Consider the following 17,447-nt stretch of genomic DNA (forward strand, 5'->3'; position numbering starts at 1 on the left):
ACCAAATGTTGCGGGCAGGCGCAGGCATACGGCTGTCTCAGGGGCGCGCCAGCTCGGGTAGATCGCCGGTCAGGCCCAGCGCCTGGCGGACGAACAACCCCTTGGCTTCCGGCACTCGCTCAACCCACTTCAAGCCGGTGTTGCGCAACCAGCGCAGCGGCAGCGGGTCGGCCTGGAACAGGCGTTCGAAGCCTTCCATGGCCGCCATCAGTGCCAGGTTGTGTGGCATGCGTCGGCGCTCGTAGCGCGTCAGCACCGGCAGGCCCGCCAGCCGCTCACCTCGCTGCCAGGCATGGATCAGTTCTTCGGCCAGCACCGCCGCGTCGAGCAGGCCCAGGTTGACCCCCTGCCCGGCCAGCGGATGGATGGTGTGCGCGGCATCGCCGATCAGTGCCAGACCGGTTTCCACGTAGCGCTTGGCATGTCGCTGACGCAACGGGACGCACAAGCGAGGATCGGCAGCGATGACCTCCCCCAGACGTCCCTCGAAGGCTTGGCCCAGCGCTCGGCAGAAAGCCGCGTCGTCCAAGGCCATCAGGCGTTCGGACTGCTCCGGCGTGGTCGACCAGACGATCGAGCACCAATGCTTGCCATCACCGCGTTGCAAGGGCAGAAAGGCCAGCGGGCCCTCGTCGGTGAAGCGTTGCCAGGCCGTATCGCGATGGCCCTCGCTGCACTGCACGCTGGTGACGATGGCGTGGTGCAGGTAGTCCCATTCGCGAGTCTCGCAGCCTGCCAGCCGGCGCACTGCCGAATGCGCGCCATCCGCGGCGATCACCAGCGGGGTGCGTACGGTCTGACCGCCGGCGAGGGTCAACAGACGATCGTCACCCGAATGGCGCAACTGCTCCAGTCGCGCATTGGCCAGCAGCCGGATTCCGCTGTCCTGCAGGCGTTCGAGCAAGGCGTCCTGAACCACGCGGTTCTCGACGATATGCCCCAGAGTGTCGGCATGCACGCTGGCGGCGGAAAAGTTGATCTGCCCGGTGCCGCTGCCGTCCCACACGCTCATGTGTCGATAGGGGTTGGCACGCCGCGCCTGGATACCATCCCAGGCGCCCAGGCGCTGAAGGATGCGCTGGCTGGCCATGGACAGTGCACTGACCCGCGCTTCGAAGGGTGCCAGTGCGTCGAAAGGCTTGCCGGTCAGCGGCCCGCCGTCGATGAGCAGCATGTCCAGGCCGCTGTCGCGCAGGGCGAGCGCCAGGGCGCTACCGACCATGCCAGCGCCGACGATGACCAGGTCGGCGCGCAATTCGTTGGTGTGGGTCACTGTATTCATTGCCCTTTGATGTCCGACCGAGTGCCCAGGCCCATGGCCTGGCGTGCGAACCAGCGCTTGGCCGGCGGCAGCAGATCGAGCCCCAGCAGGCCCAGATTGCGGCCCACCGCGACCCATGGATCGGGTGTCGCGAACAAACGCGTCAGCTGGTCCGAAAAGCCCACGGTCAGGTTCTGATCCAGGCGCTGGCGTTGCTCATAGCCACGCAGCAGCGACAGCTCGCCCACATGGCCAGTGCTGGCGAGCAAGGCATCGGCCAGTGCCTGCACGTCGCGCATCGACAGGTTGAAACCCTGTCCGGCAATGGGGTGCAAGGCATGCGCCGCGTTCCCCAGGACCACCAGATTGGAACGCACCTGCTCCTCGGCCCGTACCAGCGACAACGGATAGACATGTCGGGCGCCCACGCGCTGCAGCGTACCCAGGCGGTAGCCGAACACCCCCTGCAGCTCCTGCAGAAACGCATGATCGGACAACCCCTGCAGGCGGCGGATATCGGCGGGCGTACGGGTCCAGATGAGTGCGCAACGGTTGTCGGGCAACGGCAGCAAGGCCATCGGCCCATCATCGGTGAAGCGCTCGAACGCCTGCCCCTGATGCGGATTGCCGGGGGTGATGTTGGCGATCAGGGCGTCTTGATCGTAGCGCGTGTGCTGCACGGCAATGCCCAACTGTTCGCGCAGCTCGGAACGACCACCGTCGGCCAGCACGGCCAGGTCGCACTGCACCTGAGTGCCGTCGTTCAAGGTCAATGCGTAACCGTCGGCCAAGGCCTGGGTGCCGGTGACTTCCGCCGGACAGCGCCAGCTCACCACCTCTTGGTCAAGCGCCTGCCACAGGCACTGGCCCAGCCAGGCGTTCTCCACCACATAGCCCAAGGCCGGTACGCCTTCGTCATCGGCGCGAAGCCGCGCGGTGCCGAAGCGACCGCGGTCGGACACATGGATCTGACGAATCGCTTCGGCACGCTGGCTGATCGCCGGCCACAAGCCCAGGCGCTCATAGATCTGCCGGGTGCCGTAGGACAACGCTGAAGAGCGCGCATCATAGCTGGGCTGGTAGGCGTCGCCGGGAGCGAAGCGCTCGATCAGGACGATGTTCCAACCGCGAGCCTTGGCACCGGCCTGCAAGGCCAGGGCCAGGCTCGCGCCGACCAGTCCGCCACCGATGATGGCCAGATTGAAGCGGCTCATGCCTCGGCCCGCGCGGTCGCCATCAGCGCCTCGATATCAGCGACCGACTTGGGCACCGCCCCGGTAAGAATCTCGCAGCCTTTCTTGGTCACCACTACATCGTCCTCGATTCGTACGCCAATACCCCGCCACTTCTTCGCAACGCTGAGGTTGTCGGGCGCGATGTAGATGCCGGGCTCGACGGTCAGGGTCATGCCGGGTTCGAGCACCCGCCACTCGCCACCGACCTTGTACTCGCCGACATCATGCACATCCAGGCCCAGCCAGTGGCCAGCGCGGTGCATGTAGAACGCGCGGTGCGCGTCGCGGGCGATCAGCTCGTCGACCTCGCCCTTGAGCAGCCCCAGCCGCACCAGCCCCTGGGTTATGACCTGGACCGTGGCTTCATGGGCCTGGTTCCAGTGCTTGTCGGGACCAATGGCAGCGAAGGCAGCCTGCTGCGCCTCGAGCACCAGCTCGTAGATGGCTTTCTGCTCGGGCGAAAAGCGACCGCTCACCGGGAAGGTACGGGTGATGTCGCTGGCATAGCATTCGATTTCGCAACCGGCGTCGATCAACACCAGGTCGCCGTCGCGCAGCACCGCATCGTTCTGCTGGTAATGCAGGATGCAGGCGTTGCGACCCGCAGCCACGATCGAGCCATAGGCCGGCATCTTCGCCCCGCCCTTGCGAAACTCGTAGTCCAGCTCGGCTTCCAGGCTGTACTCGTGCAGCCCGGCGCGGCAGGCCTGCATGGCGCGGACATGGGCACGCGCAGAAATATCGGCGGCCCGGCGCATGACCTTGATCTCGGCCGCCGACTTGTACAGACGCATGTCGTGCAGCAGGTGGTCCAGCGCTTCGAATTCATTGGGCGGCTGGGCACCCAGGCGCGCCTTGGAGCGGATGCTGTTGATCCAGTCCATCAGATGCCGGTCGAACTCCGGGTGGCTGCCGATCGAGGAGTAGACGCGGTCGCGTCCCTCGATCAGGCCGGGCAGGATGTCGTCGATATCGCTGATGGGAAAGGCGTCATCGGCGCCGAAATCGCGCACCGCCCCCTCCTGCCCGGCCCGCAACCCGTCCCACAGCTCGCGCTCCGGATTGCGCTCGCGGCAGAACAGCACGTACTCGCCATGCTCGCGCCCCGGAATCAAGGCGATCACCGCTTCGGGCTCGGGAAAGCCGCTCAGGTACTGGAAATCGCTGTCCTGGCGGTAGACGTGCTCCACGTCGCGATTGCGGACGGCCACCGCGGCCGCGGGCAGAATGGCGATGCTGTTGGGCACCATCTGCGCCATCAGTGCCTTGCGGCGGCGGGCATATTCCGATTTCGGGATGTGGCTCATGGGCAGGCGCAGGCTCCGGGGTCAGGTCAGTGCAGCGACGGCTTGGCGCTGGCCGCGGTCGGGTGCTTGGCCGACTCGGTGTAGAGCAGCAGCGGCGCGACCCGCAGGTATTCCATGACTTCCATGTAGTCGGTCTCGCCGTCTTCTGACTCTTCCAGCGCGTCCTGCACCTGGGCGATGGCGGCCAGATCCTGCAGCACTTCCATGGCTTCGGTGCTCAACGCCGTGTCGCGTGCGGTCAGACCGAAACCGGCCAGGAAACCCTGGCACCATTCGCCCAGGGCGGCAGCCCGCTCGGGCAACGGCGACTCGTCGCTGGGGACCAGCAGTACCACGGTCATGTCGTCGCTGGTGAGCTCGCCCTTGACCATTTCCTGCAGGCCGATCAAGGCCTGGCGAACATTGTCTTCGGCGGGTGCGCCGAGCAGGTCGGCGGCATCGACCAGCCATGGCTCGACCTCGAAGCCGGCCCCGGCGCAACTGCGCCCCAGCAACAGGCCGTGCAGTTCGGCAGGCGAAACGGTGTGGCCGCTGCTGTTGAGCAGGGTGGCGAAGGCGTGATAGGGGGAATTCTGAATAGGCATGGGCAACTAGGCGCCAGACGGCGCAATGACTAGAATGAAGGCCTTGTATCCTAGCACCGGCAACCGCGCCAGACTATCGACGCGGCCAACTACGTGTTCATCTTCACCGGACCTGCCAGTTCAGCGGCAGGCGACTTTTTCCAACCGTACCTACCGGGACTCCATGGAACACAACGACCTGCAAGCGCTGATGAGCCGACTCGAATCATTGATCGGACGAGTCGAGCAACTTAAACGACAAAACGGACTCCTATTAGCGCAGGAAAAGACCTGGCGCGAGGAACGCGCAAGTCTCATCGAAAAGAATGAAATCGCCCGGCGTAAGGTCGAGTCCATGATTTCGCGCCTCAAGGCCCTGGAGCAAGACTCATGAGTTCAAGCAATAGCGTCACCGTTCAGATCCTGGACAAGGAATACTCGATCATCTGCCCGCCGCAGGAGCGCAGCAATCTGGTCAACGCCGCCCGTTACCTGGATGGCAAGATGCGCGAGATCCGCAGCAGCGGCAAGGTGATCGGTGCCGACCGCATTGCTGTCATGGCCGCGCTGAACATCACTCACGACCTGCTGCACCGCCAGGACACACCGGCGCTCCCGGTCAATGACAACACCCGCGAACAGGTCCGTGATCTGCTCGAACGCGTGGATCTGGTGCTTGCCAACGATCCGGAAACGCCCAAGGGCTGAAATCCGCAAAGCTTTTCTGTATACTGGCGCCACTCCCTGGAGTGCTTGCCAGTCGGTCATGTCCCTGAGCCGATACGCACAACCACGGGGGTTGCACGTGGGGTTGGTGTGCATGTCCGCTCGACGGAAAGCCTTAAAACCTCCTGTGATCTCCACCTTGAACTTTCGGGTTCAAGGGCTACACCGACAGCGGTTCGTCGGGGAGTACCTGAATTTCCAGCCCATGCCAGCTCGACTCGGCGTGGGCTTTTCATTTGTCGCTGGGCAGCACAGCCCCGGTGGCGTCCGTGATCAGGATCGACCGCGCCCATGACCGCCTCCGCGCCGCTGCCTCGTCAACAACCGTCTCGTCAGCAATTGCGCCGCCAACTGCGTGCCGCGCGTCGCGCCCTTACCCCCGCACAACAGCGTCAGGCTGCCCAGGGCCTCTATCGGCAACTGGCTCAGCACCCGTTGTTTCGGCGTGCCCGGCACATTGCGCTGTACCTGCCCAACGACGGCGAGATCGACCCACGGCCCTTGCTGCGCGAGGCCCAGCGGCGCGGCAAGCGGACCTACCTGCCGGTGCTCAGCGATTGGCCGCGCACCAAGATGGTGTTTCAGCAGGTACGCCGAGGCGAAAAGCTTCGTCCCAACCGCTTTGGCATCCCCGAGCCACGTATCCAGCGCGCCCGCCAACGCACCATCTGGGCGCTGGATCTGATCCTGCTGCCGCTGGTGGGGTTCGATGACGAAGGGGGGCGCCTGGGCATGGGCGGCGGCTTCTACGACCGCAGCCTGGCCTATCGCGCTCGGCGCACGGTCTGGCAGGCCCCGGTGCTGCTGGGGCTGGCCCATGAATGCCAGAAGGTGGAGCGCCTGGCGCAGGCCAGTTGGGATGTACCGTTGCAGGGCACGGTCACGGACAGGGCTTGGTATCTGACTTGAAACCTGTTGGAGCGGTCAGTGGCCGCGAAGCCGCGCCGCCGTTACCGCGAGCTCACTACCGAAGTCTGCACCACGGTCAGCTCAACACCCGTATCCGCCTTGCTCGCCCACAGACTCTGCGCGTATCCGGTGGTGACCACACCCAGACCAAACAAGATCACCAATGTCCACAACAAATCCGGCTTACGGCGCATCGACGCTGCCCCCCTACAAGGCAATTCAAGAATCAACGGAACGGTATTCTGGCCTGCCGAACAGCAGCGCCTGGCTTAAATTTGCGCGCATTCTGGGGCAAGCTTCAACGACAAGCAAACTTTGTGCGCAACCAATTGTCGGCTACTTTTCAACCCCCAAAAAGCTGGCCATTTCGTATCACTGAGGAACCCCTGTCATGGCCTACTGGCTGATGAAATCCGAACCTGACGAACTGTGCATCCAGGACTTGGCCACGCTTGGCCAGACGCGCTGGGACGGTGTGCGCAACTACCAGGCGCGCAATTTTCTGCGCACCATGGCGGTGGGCGATGAGTTCTTCTTCTATCACTCCAGCTGCCCCGAACCTGGCATAGCCGGTGTAGGCAAAATCGTGGCCGCCGACTATCCAGACCCCACCGCTCTGGACCCGGACAGCCCCTACTTCGACGCCAAGGCCAGCGCCGAGAAGAACCCTTGGACCTCGGTCGACGTCGCGCACGTCGAGACCTTTGGCAAAGTGCTCGGGCTTGGTTATCTGAAGCAGCAAGCAGGTCTGGCCGAAATGCCCCTGGTGCAAAAAGGCAGTCGCCTTTCGGTGATGCCGGTGACGGCAGAGCAGTGGGCGCTGGTAATGCAGTTGCGCTGAACATTCGAATAGGCCGTGGCCTACTCTGAAATTGATGTCGCTTAAGTGCCGACTGACCGTCTGCGCTGTTACTGCACAATCAAGTTATTGAACAGCAAGTCTTCCACGATGGGCTTGCCCTCTTCGTCGTTCATCACTTGCTGCAATTGTTTGAGGGCTTCCTGGCGCAGCTTTTCCTTGCCCTCGACATTGCTCATCGAGTCGGAAGTCTGTTGCGCGAACAAGGCCACCAGTTGATTGCGCAAGAGCGGATCCTGGCGCTTCACCGCAGCCTCCGCCTCCGCCCCGGTCACCTTCAAGGCGATGTCTGCCTTGTACACGTGCAGCTTGGGGCCGCCATCGAGGGCGTAGTTGCCCACGAACGGTGGGGTCATGCCGATATAGGCCACCTTGGGCGCGGCATTCTCACCTTCTTTGGCCGCCTCATTGGCCATCACGGCGGTTGGCAGGACCAACGCCAGCACTATGGATACCCAGGCTTTCATCTTTCATTTCTCCGCAAGGTCGTGTCCTGGCCGAGGCTGTCATGCCGGCCAGCGCTGTTACCTGTCTGTATCGGCCAGCATGGACAATTCAATAGCTCATACGAATCCGAAGAGCTGAAACGGTTCTTCCACCAAACGAAACCACATGACGAGCAGAACTGAACCGTTTGAGTTCGCATTGCAACATTTTCGCGCACTCCACTGGGCGGTAATCGATTTTGTTTTCGGTAATGAAACTGTAACATTCGAATCCGCAGCAAATAACAATAAATGGAGCTTGTGCATGTTCGCCTTCTTCCGCCCCGCCCCTCATCGCGCCGCCCTGCCCGATGAAAAGATAGACAGCACCTACCGCCGCCTTCGCTGGCAGATCTTCGCCGGGATATTCATCGGTTATGCCGGTTATTACCTGCTGCGCAAGAACTTCTCGCTGGCCATGCCCTATTTGATCGAAGAGCAAGGCTACACCCGTGGCCAGCTGGGTCTGGCGATGTCTGCCATCGCCATTTCCTACGGCCTGTCGAAGTTCCTCATGGGGATCGTCTCCGACCGCTCCAACCCGCGCTACTTCCTGCCGTTCGGTCTGCTGATCTCGGCCGGCGTGATGTTCGTATTCGGCTTCGCACCCTGGGCAACGTCCAGCGTCACCATGATGTTCATATTGCTGTTCATCAACGGTTGGGCCCAGGGCATGGGCTGGCCGCCCAGTGGGCGAACCATGGTGCACTGGTGGTCGCAGAAGGAGCGTGGCGGCGTGGTGTCGGTGTGGAACGTGGCGCACAACGTCGGCGGTGGCCTGATCGGCCCGCTGTTCCTGCTCGGCATGGGCCTGTTCAACGATTGGCATGCGGCATTCTACGTGCCTGCCGCGGTGGCGTTGCTGGTGGCCCTGTTCGCCTTCGCGACCATGCGCGACACGCCGCAATCGGTAGGCCTGCCGCCGATCGAGCAGTACAAGAACGATTACCCGGAAGGCTACGATGCCAGCCACGAAGAAGAATTCACCGCCAAGGAAATCTTCGTCAAGTACGTGCTGCGCAACAAGATGCTGTGGTACATCGCCCTGGCCAACGTGTTCGTCTACCTGCTGCGCTATGGCGTACTGGACTGGGCGCCGACCTACCTCAAGGAAGCCAAGCACTTCACCGTAGACACCACCTCATGGGCGTACTTCTTCTATGAGTGGGCCGGCATTCCCGGCACGTTGCTGTGCGGCTGGATGTCGGACAAGATCTTCCGCGGCAATCGCGGGCTGACCGGCGTGGTGTTCATGGCCCTGGTGACCGTTGCCACTCTGGTGTACTGGCTCAACCCACCAGGCAACCCGACCGTGGACATGATTGCGCTGTTCTCGATCGGCTTCCTGATCTACGGCCCGGTGATGCTGATCGGCCTGCAGGCCCTGGAATTGGCACCGAAGAAAGCGGCAGGTACCGCCGCCGGCTTCACCGGGCTGTTCGGCTACCTGGGTGGCTCGGTCGCCGCCAGCGCCGCGATGGGCTACACCGTGGATCACTTCGGCTGGGACGGTGGTTTCGTCCTGCTGATCGGCGCCTGCCTGCTGGCAATCGTCTTCCTGATCCCCACGCTCTGGCACAAGCAGGTGGCCAGCGCCGAGCGCCATGCCTGATTGACCCAGGCTACGCCGTCAGGGCAGGAATTGCTGCGAAGCCTGAGTGCAGCTGCCCTGATGGCAACGCTTGAGCCTGGCTTCCAGGTTCTTGTCCGGCATTGCGTGATTGCGCAGGGCACTGACGGTCTGCTCGACGTAATCACGAGTGCTGCCGAAGCGCCCACTGGCACTGTCCAGAATCTGTGTCAGCAGGTTGTCGGGCAGGTTGCCGGCATAGCTGGGCAAATGCCGCTCCAGCACGAAACCCAACGCCTGTACTTTGGTGCCGTCTTCCAGACGGCAGTTGAGCCAGTGCGGGCGGTAGGAGGGATAGGGCATTTCACGCTGCCAAAGCGCCAAAAGCGAGTCTTCGAGATTTTCCTGCGGCAGGCGGTAGGCGAACCCGGCGCAGGAGCCGCCACGGTCAAGACCGAACACCAGGCCCGGCCGCTCGGGCGTGCCTCGGTGCTCGTGGGACCACAGGTACAGACCCCGGTGATAGCCATGGACTCGAGCGCGGCGCCGCTCTGCAGCGCTGCACTCAGGCCGCCAGATGAGCGAGCCGTAGGCGAACAGCCAGACCGGACCGCCACGATGACGTCGCATCGTCGTATTCAGTGAGTGAAGAAGTTGCTCGTGGGTCAGTTGCGGCCCGAGATCGAGCGACGGTGGATAGACCACATTCAAGTGCGCAGTTTCGAGTACCGACATAAGCAGTCGCCTGTTATCCCCGTAAGATTGCAATGAACGCTTACTCTAACGCATTGCAACTGTCGCGCCCCTACCGTATGGCAGATTGGTCAATAAATACAAGCGCTTATAATCAACTTCAAATGGATTGGTTATAAGCACCAAAGCGGTACAGGCACAAAACTCCGTGCACGATTACACGGCGTCGTATTCGACGCCGGCCATGCAGTGAAGAAGTTCAAGCCACGAAATGAAGCAGTGGCGAAGAAACTAGAGTGGGCGCGGCGCGTAGGCGAAGACATCCGCACGCATCTGGTGCGCATCCATGCCGGCTTCGACCAGGGCATCGAGCGTGGCATAGATCATCGCCGGTGAGCCGCTGCCATAGACATGCACCCCGCCGAGGTCGGCGATGTCTTCGCAGACCGCTTCGTGCAGCATGCCGCAGCGCCCTTCCCAACCGCACAGGTCGCTCACCACCTTGTTCAGGAACAGGTTGGGCAACTGCTTCCATTGCTCCCAATGTTCCAGCGCGTAGAAATCCTCGGGGCGACGCACACCCCAGTACAGATGCACCGGATGCTTGAAGCCCTGGGAACGGCAGTGCTCGATCAGGCTGTTCATTTGCGCCATGCCAGTCCCCGCGGCAATCAGCACCAACGGCCCGTCGGGCAACTCGGACAGGTGCGTATCGCCGTAGGGCATGTGCACACGGGCCATGCCATTGCGCTGCAACTGCTCGATCAGGCTCTGTGCGCTGGCCTCGCGCACCAGTACGTGCAACTCCAGATCGCGCCCGCTATGGGGTGCAGACGCCAGGGAAAAGGCTGACTTTTCGCCGTTGTCGCGCTCGATCATCAGGTATTGCCCGGCGTGGTAGCGCGGCGGCTTGCCAGCCGGCGCGCGCAAGCGCACACGCCAGACGTCGCCGCCGATATCGACGCAATCGACCAGTTGGCAGGCGAGACTGCGCACCGGCAGCTCGCCTTTGGCCAGCACACCGTCCCAGAGGATCACGCAGTCCTCCAAAGGCTCTGCGATGCAGGTGTGAAACTCGCCGTGATCGATCACGACGCCTTCCTCACGAACGCTGCCTTCCACCAGCACCGCGCTGCACACATGGCAATTGCCGTTGCGGCAGCTCTGCGGGCACTCGTAGCCCAAGCGCTGCGCGGCAGCCAGAATCCGCTCGCCAGGCAGGGTTTCCAGCACCACGCCCGAAGGTTGCAAGGTCACACGCATCAATCTATTCCCAACTGATTCCAGAGTTCATCGATGCGTCGGGTCACGGCCTCGTCCTTGACGATGACCCGCCCCCATTCGCGCGTCGTCTCGCCTGGCCATTTATGCGTGGCATCCAGGCCCATCTTCGAGCCCAGACCCGACACCGGCGATGCGAAGTCCAGGTAGTCGATCGGGGTGTTGTCGATCATCACGGTGTCGCGCTTGGGGTCCATGCGCGTGGTGATGGCCCAGATCACGTCGTTCCAGTCCCGGGCATTGATGTCGTCGTCGGTGACGATGACGAACTTGGTGTACATGAACTGGCGCAGGAACGACCATACCCCGAGCATGACCCGCTTGGCGTGCCCCGGATACTGCTTCTTCATGGTCACCACCGCCATGCGGTACGAGCAGCCTTCGGGCGGCAGGTAGAAGTCGGTGATTTCCGGGAACTGCTTCTGCAGGATCGGCACGAACACTTCGTTCAAAGCCACGCCCAGAATGGCGGGCTCGTCCGGCGGTCGGCCGGTGTAGGTGCTGTGGTAGATCGGCTTGATCCGATGGGTGATGCGCTGCACCGTGAAGACCGGAAACTTGTCGACTTCGTTGTAGTAGCCGGTGTGATCGCCGTACGGTCCTTCATCGGCCATTTCGCCCGGATGAATCACCCCTTCCAGGATGATCTCGGCGGTGGCCGGCACCTGCAGGTCGTTGCCGCGGCACTTCACCAACTCGGTGCGGTTACCGCGCAGCAGTCCGGCGAAGGCGTATTCGGACAGGCTGTCGGGGACCGGCGTGACCGCACCGAGGATGGTCGCAGGGTCGGCGCCCAGGGCCACGGCCACGGGGAAAGGTTGACCCGGATGCTTGTCGCACCACTCACGGTAATCCAGAGCGCCGCCGCGATGGCTCAGCCAGCGCATGATGACCTTGTTGCGGCCGATCACCTGCTGACGATAGATACCCAGGTTCTGACGCTCCTTGTTCGGCCCCCTGGTGACCGTCAGGCCCCAGGTGATCAACGGCGCGACGTCTCCGGGCCAGCAATGCTGCACGGGCAGCAGGCCAAGGTCGACGTCGTCACCTTCCAGAACGATCTCCTGGCAGGGCGCGTCCTTGATCACCTTGGGCGCCATGGCGATGATCTTCTTGAAGATCGGCAGCTTGGACCAGGCATCGCGCAGACCCTTGGGCGGCTCGGGCTCCTTGAGGAACGCCAGCAGCTTGCCGATCTCGCGCAGCTCGCTCACCGATTCGGCGCCCATGCCCATGGCCACCCGCTCGGGCGTGCCGAACAGGTTGCCCAGCACCGGGATATCGAAGCCGGTGGGCTTTTCGAAAAGCAACGCCGGCCCTTTTGCGCGCAGGGTGCGGTCGCACACCTCGGTCATTTCGAGCACCGGCGAGATGGGCACCTGAATGCGTTTCAACTCTCCGCGCTGCTCAAGCTGCTGCACGAAATCCCGAAGATCCTTGAATTTCATCGACCATGCCAGTTAGAAAATAAGCGTACATCCTACCTGCTCTGACGGGCAAACAGCAGCCCGTCAGTGCCTGGCATCGCTCAGTTGTGGCTCGTGCCCAGCAACACGGGCGCAAACAGTGGGCTGAGCCGCGCGCCGCCTGCGTCGGACAAGTGATCTTCGTCCTTGTACTGCGAAGCTCCGTTGACCTCTATGCTGCAGACACCATCGGTACACATCATCGGCGTAGGATCAATGACGTGGACACCCGGATCAGCCTTGCTCAGGGACGCGAACAAGTCGCCGAGGAAGCGCTGCCGCGCCAGATGCTCCTGGAGCGGACGCCCCAGGCCATCGGCCGAACGCCCTATTCGCGCCAGACTGGTCAGTCGATCGATGATGCCCTTGCGCTGCAGCGGCACTTCCTTGAACAACCAGACCTGCACCCCTGCCTCTCGCAAGGCAGCCACACGTGCCTTGATGGCGGCGGCCATGCGTTGCTCGGCCTGGGCGGTATCGTCGTGGGCATTGAGCAGGACCTTTTTGTCGCCGTCCTCGCGCCCGTAGACGTACAGGCTCCAGTTGGACGCCAGCACGACGTCCTTGATACCGAGGCTGAGCACCTTGTCCATGGTTTGCTGGTTGAAGTCCTTGCAGCGCTGACGCGGCTCGTCACTCAGAATCGGTGGGCAGGCGCTCATGCTGAACAGCCACACCGACCGTCCTTCAGCCCAGGCATTGCGCTCGATGGCCGGCATCAATGCGGCGGCGTGGCTGTCACCCCAGAACGCCTGGGTCGGCGGCTTGGCTTGCTCTCCGCCAACCAGGCACGCCTTGTCTATCGACTTGTCCTGCGTCACCACCATGCATTTCATCTGCCCGGCTCGCCATTCGCGGGTCTGCGCGTACTCCAGGGCCTTGCCGCTCAGACGCCCCGGCACGCCATCGGCGGAGCGAATCGCCGAACCGATCGTAACCAGTACGACGATGGCCGCCAAGCCGCCCGCCAATATGGATGTGCGCCCTGCCAGCAGACGTTTTTCTCGAAACGGTAATTCGACATACCGCAGGCTCAGCCAGGCCAGACCCAGTGCCAGGGCCATCCAGCCCAGTGCCTCGAACGGCTGGATCCCGTCGATGGAAACGGCATTGGCATACACATAGACCGGCCAGTGCCACAGATACAGCGAATAGGAGAGCAACCCCACCCAGACCAGCGGCCGCAGGCTCAGCAGCCGTGCCGCCGGGCCCGGACCCTGCGCCCCGGACCAGATCAGGGCAGTGGTACCCAGAACCGGCAGCAGGGCCGCCCAACCGGGAAACACCGTAGACCGATCGAACGTGAACACGGCAAGCAGGACCGCCACCATCCCGGCGAGCCCGACCAGCTGGTAGACCCAAGGCCGCACAGCCCGCTTGGGCACAGGCATTACCGCGAGCATGGCGCCACAGAGCAGCTCCCAGGCACGGGTGGGCAGCGAGAAGAAGGTGAATGCCGGCTTGTGCTCGATGAAGGCGATGTTCAGGCCGAATGAAACCAGCAACAAGCCCAGCAAGATCCAGCGCCATTGCCTGAAAAAGCGGATCATCACCACCATGATCAGCGGAAAGAAGATGTAGTACTGCTCTTCGACCGCCAGTGACCAGGTATGCAGCAGAGGCTTGAGATCCGAGGCGGGCTCGAAGTAGCCGTGCTCGCGCATGAACAGGATGTTGGAGATGAACAGCGACTGATACCGCACGGTTCGGCCAAGCTCGGAGAAATCCTTCGCCGTCAGCAACAGCCAACCCATCGCCAGGGTCGCCAGAATGACCACGCTCAAGGCTGGAATGATGCGGCGCGCGCGGCGTGCCCAGAAGTCGACGAAACTGAAGCGCCCTGCGCTGATTTCGCGGAACAGAATCGAGGTGATCAGAAACCCCGAGATGACGAAGAACACATCCACGCCGACGAAACCGCCGCTGAATGCATCGAATCCAAAATGAAACAGTACGACGGGGATAACCGCCAGCGCCCGTAGTCCGTCGATATCACGGCGATTGCCAAACGTGTGCATGAAAAAACCTTACCTGGTCTCGAGACAGAGTTCCTTGGAGGCGCGAAGTTATCAGCCGCGCAAACTTCAATCCAGATGCAAACAATGCGGGACAAAAAAAAAGCGCCCTCGCGGGCGCTCTTCTCCAACAGCAGACGTTACTTGCGTTTCATCGACAGGAAGAACTCGTCGTTGGTCTTGGTCTGCTTGAGCTTGTCGATCAGGAACTCGATGGCTGCCACTTCGTCCATAGGGTGCAGCAGCTTGCGCAGGATCCACATGCGCTGCAGTTCGTCGTCGGCGGTCAGCAGCTCTTCGCGACGGGTACCGGAACGGTTGATGTTGATGGCCGGGAAGACGCGCTTTTCGGCGATCTTGCGGTCCAGGGGCAGTTCCATGTTGCCGGTACCCTTGAACTCTTCGTAGATCACTTCATCCATCTTCGAGCCGGTTTCGACCAGCGCGGTGGCGATGATGGTCAGCGAACCGCCTTCCTCGATGTTACGCGCAGCACCGAAGAAACGCTTCGGCTTCTCCAGGGCGTGGGCGTCGACACCACCGGTCAGGACCTTGCCGGAGCTCGGGATCACGGTGTTGTAGGCACGCGCCAGACGGGTGATCGAGTCGAGCAGGATGACCACGTCCTTCTTGTGCTCGACCAGGCGCTTGGCCTTCTCGATCACCATCTCGGCCACTTGCACGTGGCGGGTTGGCGGCTCGTCGAAGGTCGAGGCGACCACTTCGCCGCGCACGGTGCGCTGCATCTCGGTCACTTCTTCCGGACGCTCGTCGATCAGCAGGACGATCAGGTGGCATTCGGGGTTGTTGCGCGTGATGTTCGACGCGATGTTCTGCAACATGATGGTCTTGCCCGCTTTCGGCGGAGCGACGATCAGGCCGCGCTGGCCCTTGCCGATCGGGGCGCACAGGTCGATGACACGACCGGTGAGGTCTTCGGTGGAACCGTTGCCGGCTTCCATCTTCATGCGCACCGTGGGGAACAGCGGCGTGAGGTTTTCGAAGAGAATCTTGTTTTTCGCGTTTTCCGGACGGTCGAAGTTGATGGTATCGACTTTCAACAGGGCGAAATAACGCTCGCCTTCCTTCGGCGGGCGGATCTTGCCGACGATGGTGTCGCCGGTACGCAGGTTGAAGCGGCGGATCTGGCTAGGCGACACATAGATGTCGTCTGGGCCGGCCAGGTACGAGGCGTCAGCCGAACGCAGGAAGCCGAAGCCGTCCTGGAGAATCTCCAGCACGCCATCACCGGAGATTTCCTCACCGCTTTTGGCGTGCTTCTTCAACAGGGAGAAAATCACGTCCTGCTTGCGCGAACGGGCCATATTTTCTATGCCCATCTGTTCGGCCATTTCGAGCAGATCGGTGATCGGCTTTTGCTTGAGTTCAGTCAGGTTCATAAGGGAATGACGTAATCGTGTATGGAGGGGAGAAATTAAGCTTTGGGCTTAATGAGGCCGCGCCGCAGAGAAGGCGACAGGATCGCGTACTGATTCGAGTAGGAGTGCGTCGGCGACGGCTTGCAGGGGGCAGAGGAGAAACCAATGCGAGGCCGAATGTAACACCTGGATTTGCAGGCGTCCAGTATCACGGCCAGAAAAAGGCCCCGACGAATGCGGGGCCTTTCGGGTGTCAGATGTTGGCGTCCAGGAAGGCTGCCAGCTGCGACTTGGACAGTGCGCCGACCTTGGTCGCCTCGACGTTGCCGTTCTTGAACAGCATCAGTGTCGGGATGCCACGCACGCCGTGCTTGGCTGGGGTTTCCTGATTCTCGTCGATGTTGAGCTTGGCGACGGTCAGCTTGCCCTTGTAGGTTTCGGCGATCTCGTCGAGTACCGGGGCGATCATCTTGCACGGGCCACACCACTCGGCCCAGTAGTCGACGAGTACAGCACCGTCAGCCTTCAGTACATCTGCTTCGAAGCTGGCGTCGCTGACGTGCTTGATAAGGTCGCTGCTCATGGAGTGTCTCCGTGGTCATATTCGGAAAGAAAAACGTGGCCCATCATAGCGGCACAGCGCCGCCACAGGAAGCCGATGATCATTGATCATCACTATGAACATCGGTGATACAGCCAATGGAACCCCACCTGACGCACCAGGAATGACCGCAGGTGCGGTGCAGCACGCTCCGCAACGGTGCGCGCCGTGCCCCCGGATGGGCAGTCTCCACACGCCAATACCCATGGCAAGCCAGCGCAATCCGCGCCCTGCCCCATTCTGGCACGCGCTGTGCTACCACCCCTGGCAACCTCGACTCGATCGCAATCGGAGTACTGCCATGATTTCGCGCTGCAGACTGCTGTTCACTGCCCTGGCCGCCAGCTTCATGCTCGCTCAGGCCGTTCACGCCGACGGCCTGAGCGACATCACCGAACGCGGCACCTTGCGTGTCGCCGTACCGCAGGACTTCCCACCGTTCGGCTCGGTCGGCCCCGACATGCAACCGCGTGGCCTGGACATCGACACCGCCAAGCTGATCGCCGATCAACTGAAGGTGAAGCTGCAGCTGACCCCGGTGAACTCCACCAACCGCATTCCCTACCTCACCACCGGCAAGGTCGATCTGGTGATCTCGAGCCTGGGCAAGAACGCCGAGCGTGAACAGGTCATCGATTTCTCCAGTGCCTACGCGCCCTTCTACCTGGCCGTGTTCGGCCCGCCGGAAGCACCGGTGGCCACTCTGGATGACCTCAAGGGCAAGACCATCAGCGTGACCCGCGGCGCCATCGAAGACATCGAGCTGAGCAAGGTCGCCCCCGAAGGCCTCACCATCAAGCGCTTCGAGGACAACAACTCGACCATCGCCGCCTACCTCGCCGGCCAGACCGACCTGATCGCCAGTGGCAACGTGGTGATGGTGGCCATCTCGGAAAAGAACCCCAAGCGGATTCCGGCCCTGAAGATCAAGCTCAAGGACTCGCCCGTGTACGTGGGCATCAACAAGCAACAGCCGGAGCTCCTGGCCAAGGTCAACGAGATCATCGCCGCAGGCAAGAAAGACGGCAGCCTGGAAAAGAATGCGCAGACCTGGCTGAAGCAGCCGCTGCCCGCCGATCTCTGATTGTCGAGCGTAC

The 17,447-nt window shown here is 62.3% G+C and carries 18 protein-coding genes and 1 other RNA gene; 8 read left to right on the plus strand and 11 right to left on the minus strand.

Annotated features, from left to right (window positions below; genetic code table 11):
• Positions 1 to 37 precede the first annotated feature (37 nt).
• Genes AC788_RS08785 through AC788_RS08800 form a run of 4 tightly spaced genes read right to left on the minus strand, consistent with a single transcriptional unit; the run spans position 38 to position 4,387 of the window.
• A complete protein-coding gene (locus AC788_RS08785; RefSeq protein ID WP_161804296.1) occupies positions 38 to 1,255 on the minus strand; it encodes a 2-octaprenyl-3-methyl-6-methoxy-1,4-benzoquinol hydroxylase in 1,218 nt (405 codons plus the stop codon).
• A 23-nt stretch (positions 1,256 to 1,278) separates the two neighbouring features.
• On the minus strand, positions 1,279 to 2,475 hold the full coding sequence (gene ubiH / locus AC788_RS08790; RefSeq protein WP_049860286.1) for a 2-octaprenyl-6-methoxyphenyl hydroxylase: 1,197 nt from the start codon (positions 2,473 to 2,475) through the stop codon (positions 1,279 to 1,281).
• The gene (gene pepP, locus AC788_RS08795; RefSeq protein ID WP_049860287.1) at positions 2,472 to 3,803 is read right to left on the minus strand and encodes a Xaa-Pro aminopeptidase; all 1,332 of its coding nucleotides are present in this window, start codon (positions 3,801 to 3,803) and stop codon (positions 2,472 to 2,474) included. Before pepP ends, ubiH begins: the two co-directional genes overlap by 4 nt.
• Before the next feature lie 26 nt (positions 3,804 to 3,829).
• Entirely contained in the window at positions 3,830 to 4,387 is a 558-nt protein-coding gene (locus AC788_RS08800; protein WP_049860288.1) for a YecA/YgfB family protein, read from the minus strand.
• Between the two features lie 163 nt (positions 4,388 to 4,550).
• On the opposite strand from AC788_RS08800, the gene AC788_RS08805 reads away from it, so the two are divergent.
• From AC788_RS08805 to AC788_RS08820, 6 genes are all read left to right on the plus strand, one after another.
• Complete coding sequence (locus tag AC788_RS08805; RefSeq protein ID WP_043193782.1) at positions 4,551 to 4,760, plus strand: TIGR02449 family protein; 210 nt, start codon at positions 4,551 to 4,553, stop codon at positions 4,758 to 4,760.
• A complete protein-coding gene (locus tag AC788_RS08810) occupies positions 4,757 to 5,074 on the plus strand; it encodes a cell division protein ZapA (protein WP_049860289.1) in 318 nt (105 codons plus the stop codon). The genes AC788_RS08805 and AC788_RS08810 overlap by 4 nt, the downstream gene beginning before the upstream one ends.
• Positions 5,075 to 5,104: 30 nt before the next feature.
• A non-coding RNA gene (gene ssrS / locus AC788_RS21290) (6S RNA) lies at positions 5,105 to 5,282 on the plus strand.
• A 101-nt stretch (positions 5,283 to 5,383) separates the two neighbouring features.
• Positions 5,384 to 6,001, plus strand: coding sequence for a 5-formyltetrahydrofolate cyclo-ligase (locus tag AC788_RS08815; protein ID WP_049860290.1), 618 nt, complete (start codon positions 5,384 to 5,386; stop codon positions 5,999 to 6,001).
• Positions 6,002 to 6,164: 163 nt separating this feature from the next.
• Positions 6,165 to 6,380 carry a hypothetical protein gene (locus AC788_RS21790; protein WP_162531777.1) on the plus strand — a complete coding sequence of 72 codons (216 nt, stop codon included), beginning with the start codon at positions 6,165 to 6,167 and terminating at the stop codon, positions 6,378 to 6,380.
• Positions 6,381 to 6,392: 12 nt separating this feature from the next.
• The gene (locus AC788_RS08820) at positions 6,393 to 6,842 is read left to right on the plus strand and encodes an EVE domain-containing protein (protein ID WP_049860291.1); all 450 of its coding nucleotides are present in this window, start codon (positions 6,393 to 6,395) and stop codon (positions 6,840 to 6,842) included.
• Between the two features lie 68 nt (positions 6,843 to 6,910).
• Here the strand turns inward: AC788_RS08820 and AC788_RS08825 are convergent, their stop codons facing one another.
• The gene (locus AC788_RS08825; RefSeq protein WP_049860292.1) at positions 6,911 to 7,327 is read right to left on the minus strand and encodes a flagellar basal body-associated protein FliL; all 417 of its coding nucleotides are present in this window, start codon (positions 7,325 to 7,327) and stop codon (positions 6,911 to 6,913) included.
• Positions 7,328 to 7,610: 283 nt separating this feature from the next.
• Here AC788_RS08825 and glpT point away from each other — a divergent pair, with 283 nt between their 5' ends.
• A complete protein-coding gene (glpT, locus tag AC788_RS08830; protein ID WP_049860293.1) occupies positions 7,611 to 8,957 on the plus strand; it encodes a glycerol-3-phosphate transporter in 1,347 nt (448 codons plus the stop codon).
• A gap of 18 nt (positions 8,958 to 8,975) precedes the next feature.
• Here glpT and AC788_RS08835 read toward each other — a convergent pair whose 3' ends face one another.
• The 6 genes from AC788_RS08835 to trxA form a co-directional block, all read right to left on the minus strand.
• Positions 8,976 to 9,650: a gamma-glutamylcyclotransferase gene (locus AC788_RS08835; RefSeq protein WP_049860294.1), complete on the minus strand. Its 675-nt coding sequence runs from the start codon at positions 9,648 to 9,650 to the stop codon at positions 8,976 to 8,978.
• 249 nt (positions 9,651 to 9,899) lie between these two features.
• On the minus strand, positions 9,900 to 10,871 hold the full coding sequence (locus AC788_RS08840) for a CDP-6-deoxy-delta-3,4-glucoseen reductase (protein WP_049860295.1): 972 nt from the start codon (positions 10,869 to 10,871) through the stop codon (positions 9,900 to 9,902).
• On the minus strand, positions 10,871 to 12,337 hold the full coding sequence (gene ubiD, locus AC788_RS08845) for a 4-hydroxy-3-polyprenylbenzoate decarboxylase (protein WP_049860296.1): 1,467 nt from the start codon (positions 12,335 to 12,337) through the stop codon (positions 10,871 to 10,873). The genes AC788_RS08840 and ubiD overlap by 1 nt, the downstream gene beginning before the upstream one ends.
• Before the next feature lie 80 nt (positions 12,338 to 12,417).
• Positions 12,418 to 14,373 (minus strand): acyltransferase family protein, encoded by a 1,956-nt coding sequence (locus tag AC788_RS08850; RefSeq protein WP_049860297.1) that lies wholly within the window; start codon positions 14,371 to 14,373, stop codon positions 12,418 to 12,420.
• A gap of 137 nt (positions 14,374 to 14,510) precedes the next feature.
• Positions 14,511 to 15,770 carry a transcription termination factor Rho gene (rho, locus tag AC788_RS08855; protein ID WP_043192255.1) on the minus strand — a complete coding sequence of 420 codons (1,260 nt, stop codon included), beginning with the start codon at positions 15,768 to 15,770 and terminating at the stop codon, positions 14,511 to 14,513.
• 232 nt (positions 15,771 to 16,002) lie between these two features.
• Positions 16,003 to 16,332, minus strand: coding sequence for a thioredoxin TrxA (gene trxA / locus AC788_RS08860; protein ID WP_043192254.1), 330 nt, complete (start codon positions 16,330 to 16,332; stop codon positions 16,003 to 16,005).
• 319 nt (positions 16,333 to 16,651) lie between these two features.
• Here trxA and AC788_RS08865 point away from each other — a divergent pair, with 319 nt between their 5' ends.
• A complete protein-coding gene (locus tag AC788_RS08865) occupies positions 16,652 to 17,434 on the plus strand; it encodes a transporter substrate-binding domain-containing protein (RefSeq protein ID WP_049860298.1) in 783 nt (260 codons plus the stop codon).
• The last annotated feature ends 13 nt before the right edge of the window (positions 17,435 to 17,447 follow it).

It is taken from the genome of Pseudomonas sp. RIT-PI-a, from assembly GCF_001187875.1.
In the GTDB taxonomy this organism is placed as follows: domain Bacteria; phylum Pseudomonadota; class Gammaproteobacteria; order Pseudomonadales; family Pseudomonadaceae; genus Aquipseudomonas; species Aquipseudomonas coleopterorum.

What these genes read in the sequence shown, in the direction of transcription:
- ubiH (WP_049860286.1), bottom strand. Translation starts at nt 2,475, where the DNA reads ATGAGCCGCTTCAATCTGGCCATCATCGGTGGCGGACTGGTCGGCGCG.
- pepP (WP_049860287.1), bottom strand. Translation starts at nt 3,803, where the DNA reads ATGAGCCACATCCCGAAATCGGAATATGCCCGCCGCCGCAAGGCACTG.
- AC788_RS08800 (WP_049860288.1), bottom strand. Translation starts at nt 4,387, where the DNA reads ATGCCTATTCAGAATTCCCCCTATCACGCCTTCGCCACCCTGCTCAAC.
- AC788_RS08805 (WP_043193782.1), top strand. Translation starts at nt 4,551, where the DNA reads ATGGAACACAACGACCTGCAAGCGCTGATGAGCCGACTCGAATCATTG.
- AC788_RS08810 (WP_049860289.1), top strand. Translation starts at nt 4,757, where the DNA reads ATGAGTTCAAGCAATAGCGTCACCGTTCAGATCCTGGACAAGGAATAC.
- AC788_RS08815 (WP_049860290.1), top strand. Translation starts at nt 5,384, where the DNA reads ATGACCGCCTCCGCGCCGCTGCCTCGTCAACAACCGTCTCGTCAGCAA.
- AC788_RS21790 (WP_162531777.1), top strand. Translation starts at nt 6,165, where the DNA reads ATGTCCACAACAAATCCGGCTTACGGCGCATCGACGCTGCCCCCCTAC.
- AC788_RS08820 (WP_049860291.1), top strand. Translation starts at nt 6,393, where the DNA reads ATGGCCTACTGGCTGATGAAATCCGAACCTGACGAACTGTGCATCCAG.
- AC788_RS08825 (WP_049860292.1), bottom strand. Translation starts at nt 7,327, where the DNA reads ATGAAAGCCTGGGTATCCATAGTGCTGGCGTTGGTCCTGCCAACCGCC.
- glpT (WP_049860293.1), top strand. Translation starts at nt 7,611, where the DNA reads ATGTTCGCCTTCTTCCGCCCCGCCCCTCATCGCGCCGCCCTGCCCGAT.
- AC788_RS08835 (WP_049860294.1), bottom strand. Translation starts at nt 9,650, where the DNA reads ATGTCGGTACTCGAAACTGCGCACTTGAATGTGGTCTATCCACCGTCG.
- AC788_RS08840 (WP_049860295.1), bottom strand. Translation starts at nt 10,871, where the DNA reads ATGCGTGTGACCTTGCAACCTTCGGGCGTGGTGCTGGAAACCCTGCCT.
- ubiD (WP_049860296.1), bottom strand. Translation starts at nt 12,337, where the DNA reads ATGAAATTCAAGGATCTTCGGGATTTCGTGCAGCAGCTTGAGCAGCGC.
- AC788_RS08850 (WP_049860297.1), bottom strand. Translation starts at nt 14,373, where the DNA reads ATGCACACGTTTGGCAATCGCCGTGATATCGACGGACTACGGGCGCTG.
- rho (WP_043192255.1), bottom strand. Translation starts at nt 15,770, where the DNA reads ATGAACCTGACTGAACTCAAGCAAAAGCCGATCACCGATCTGCTCGAA.
- trxA (WP_043192254.1), bottom strand. Translation starts at nt 16,332, where the DNA reads ATGAGCAGCGACCTTATCAAGCACGTCAGCGACGCCAGCTTCGAAGCA.
- AC788_RS08865 (WP_049860298.1), top strand. Translation starts at nt 16,652, where the DNA reads ATGATTTCGCGCTGCAGACTGCTGTTCACTGCCCTGGCCGCCAGCTTC.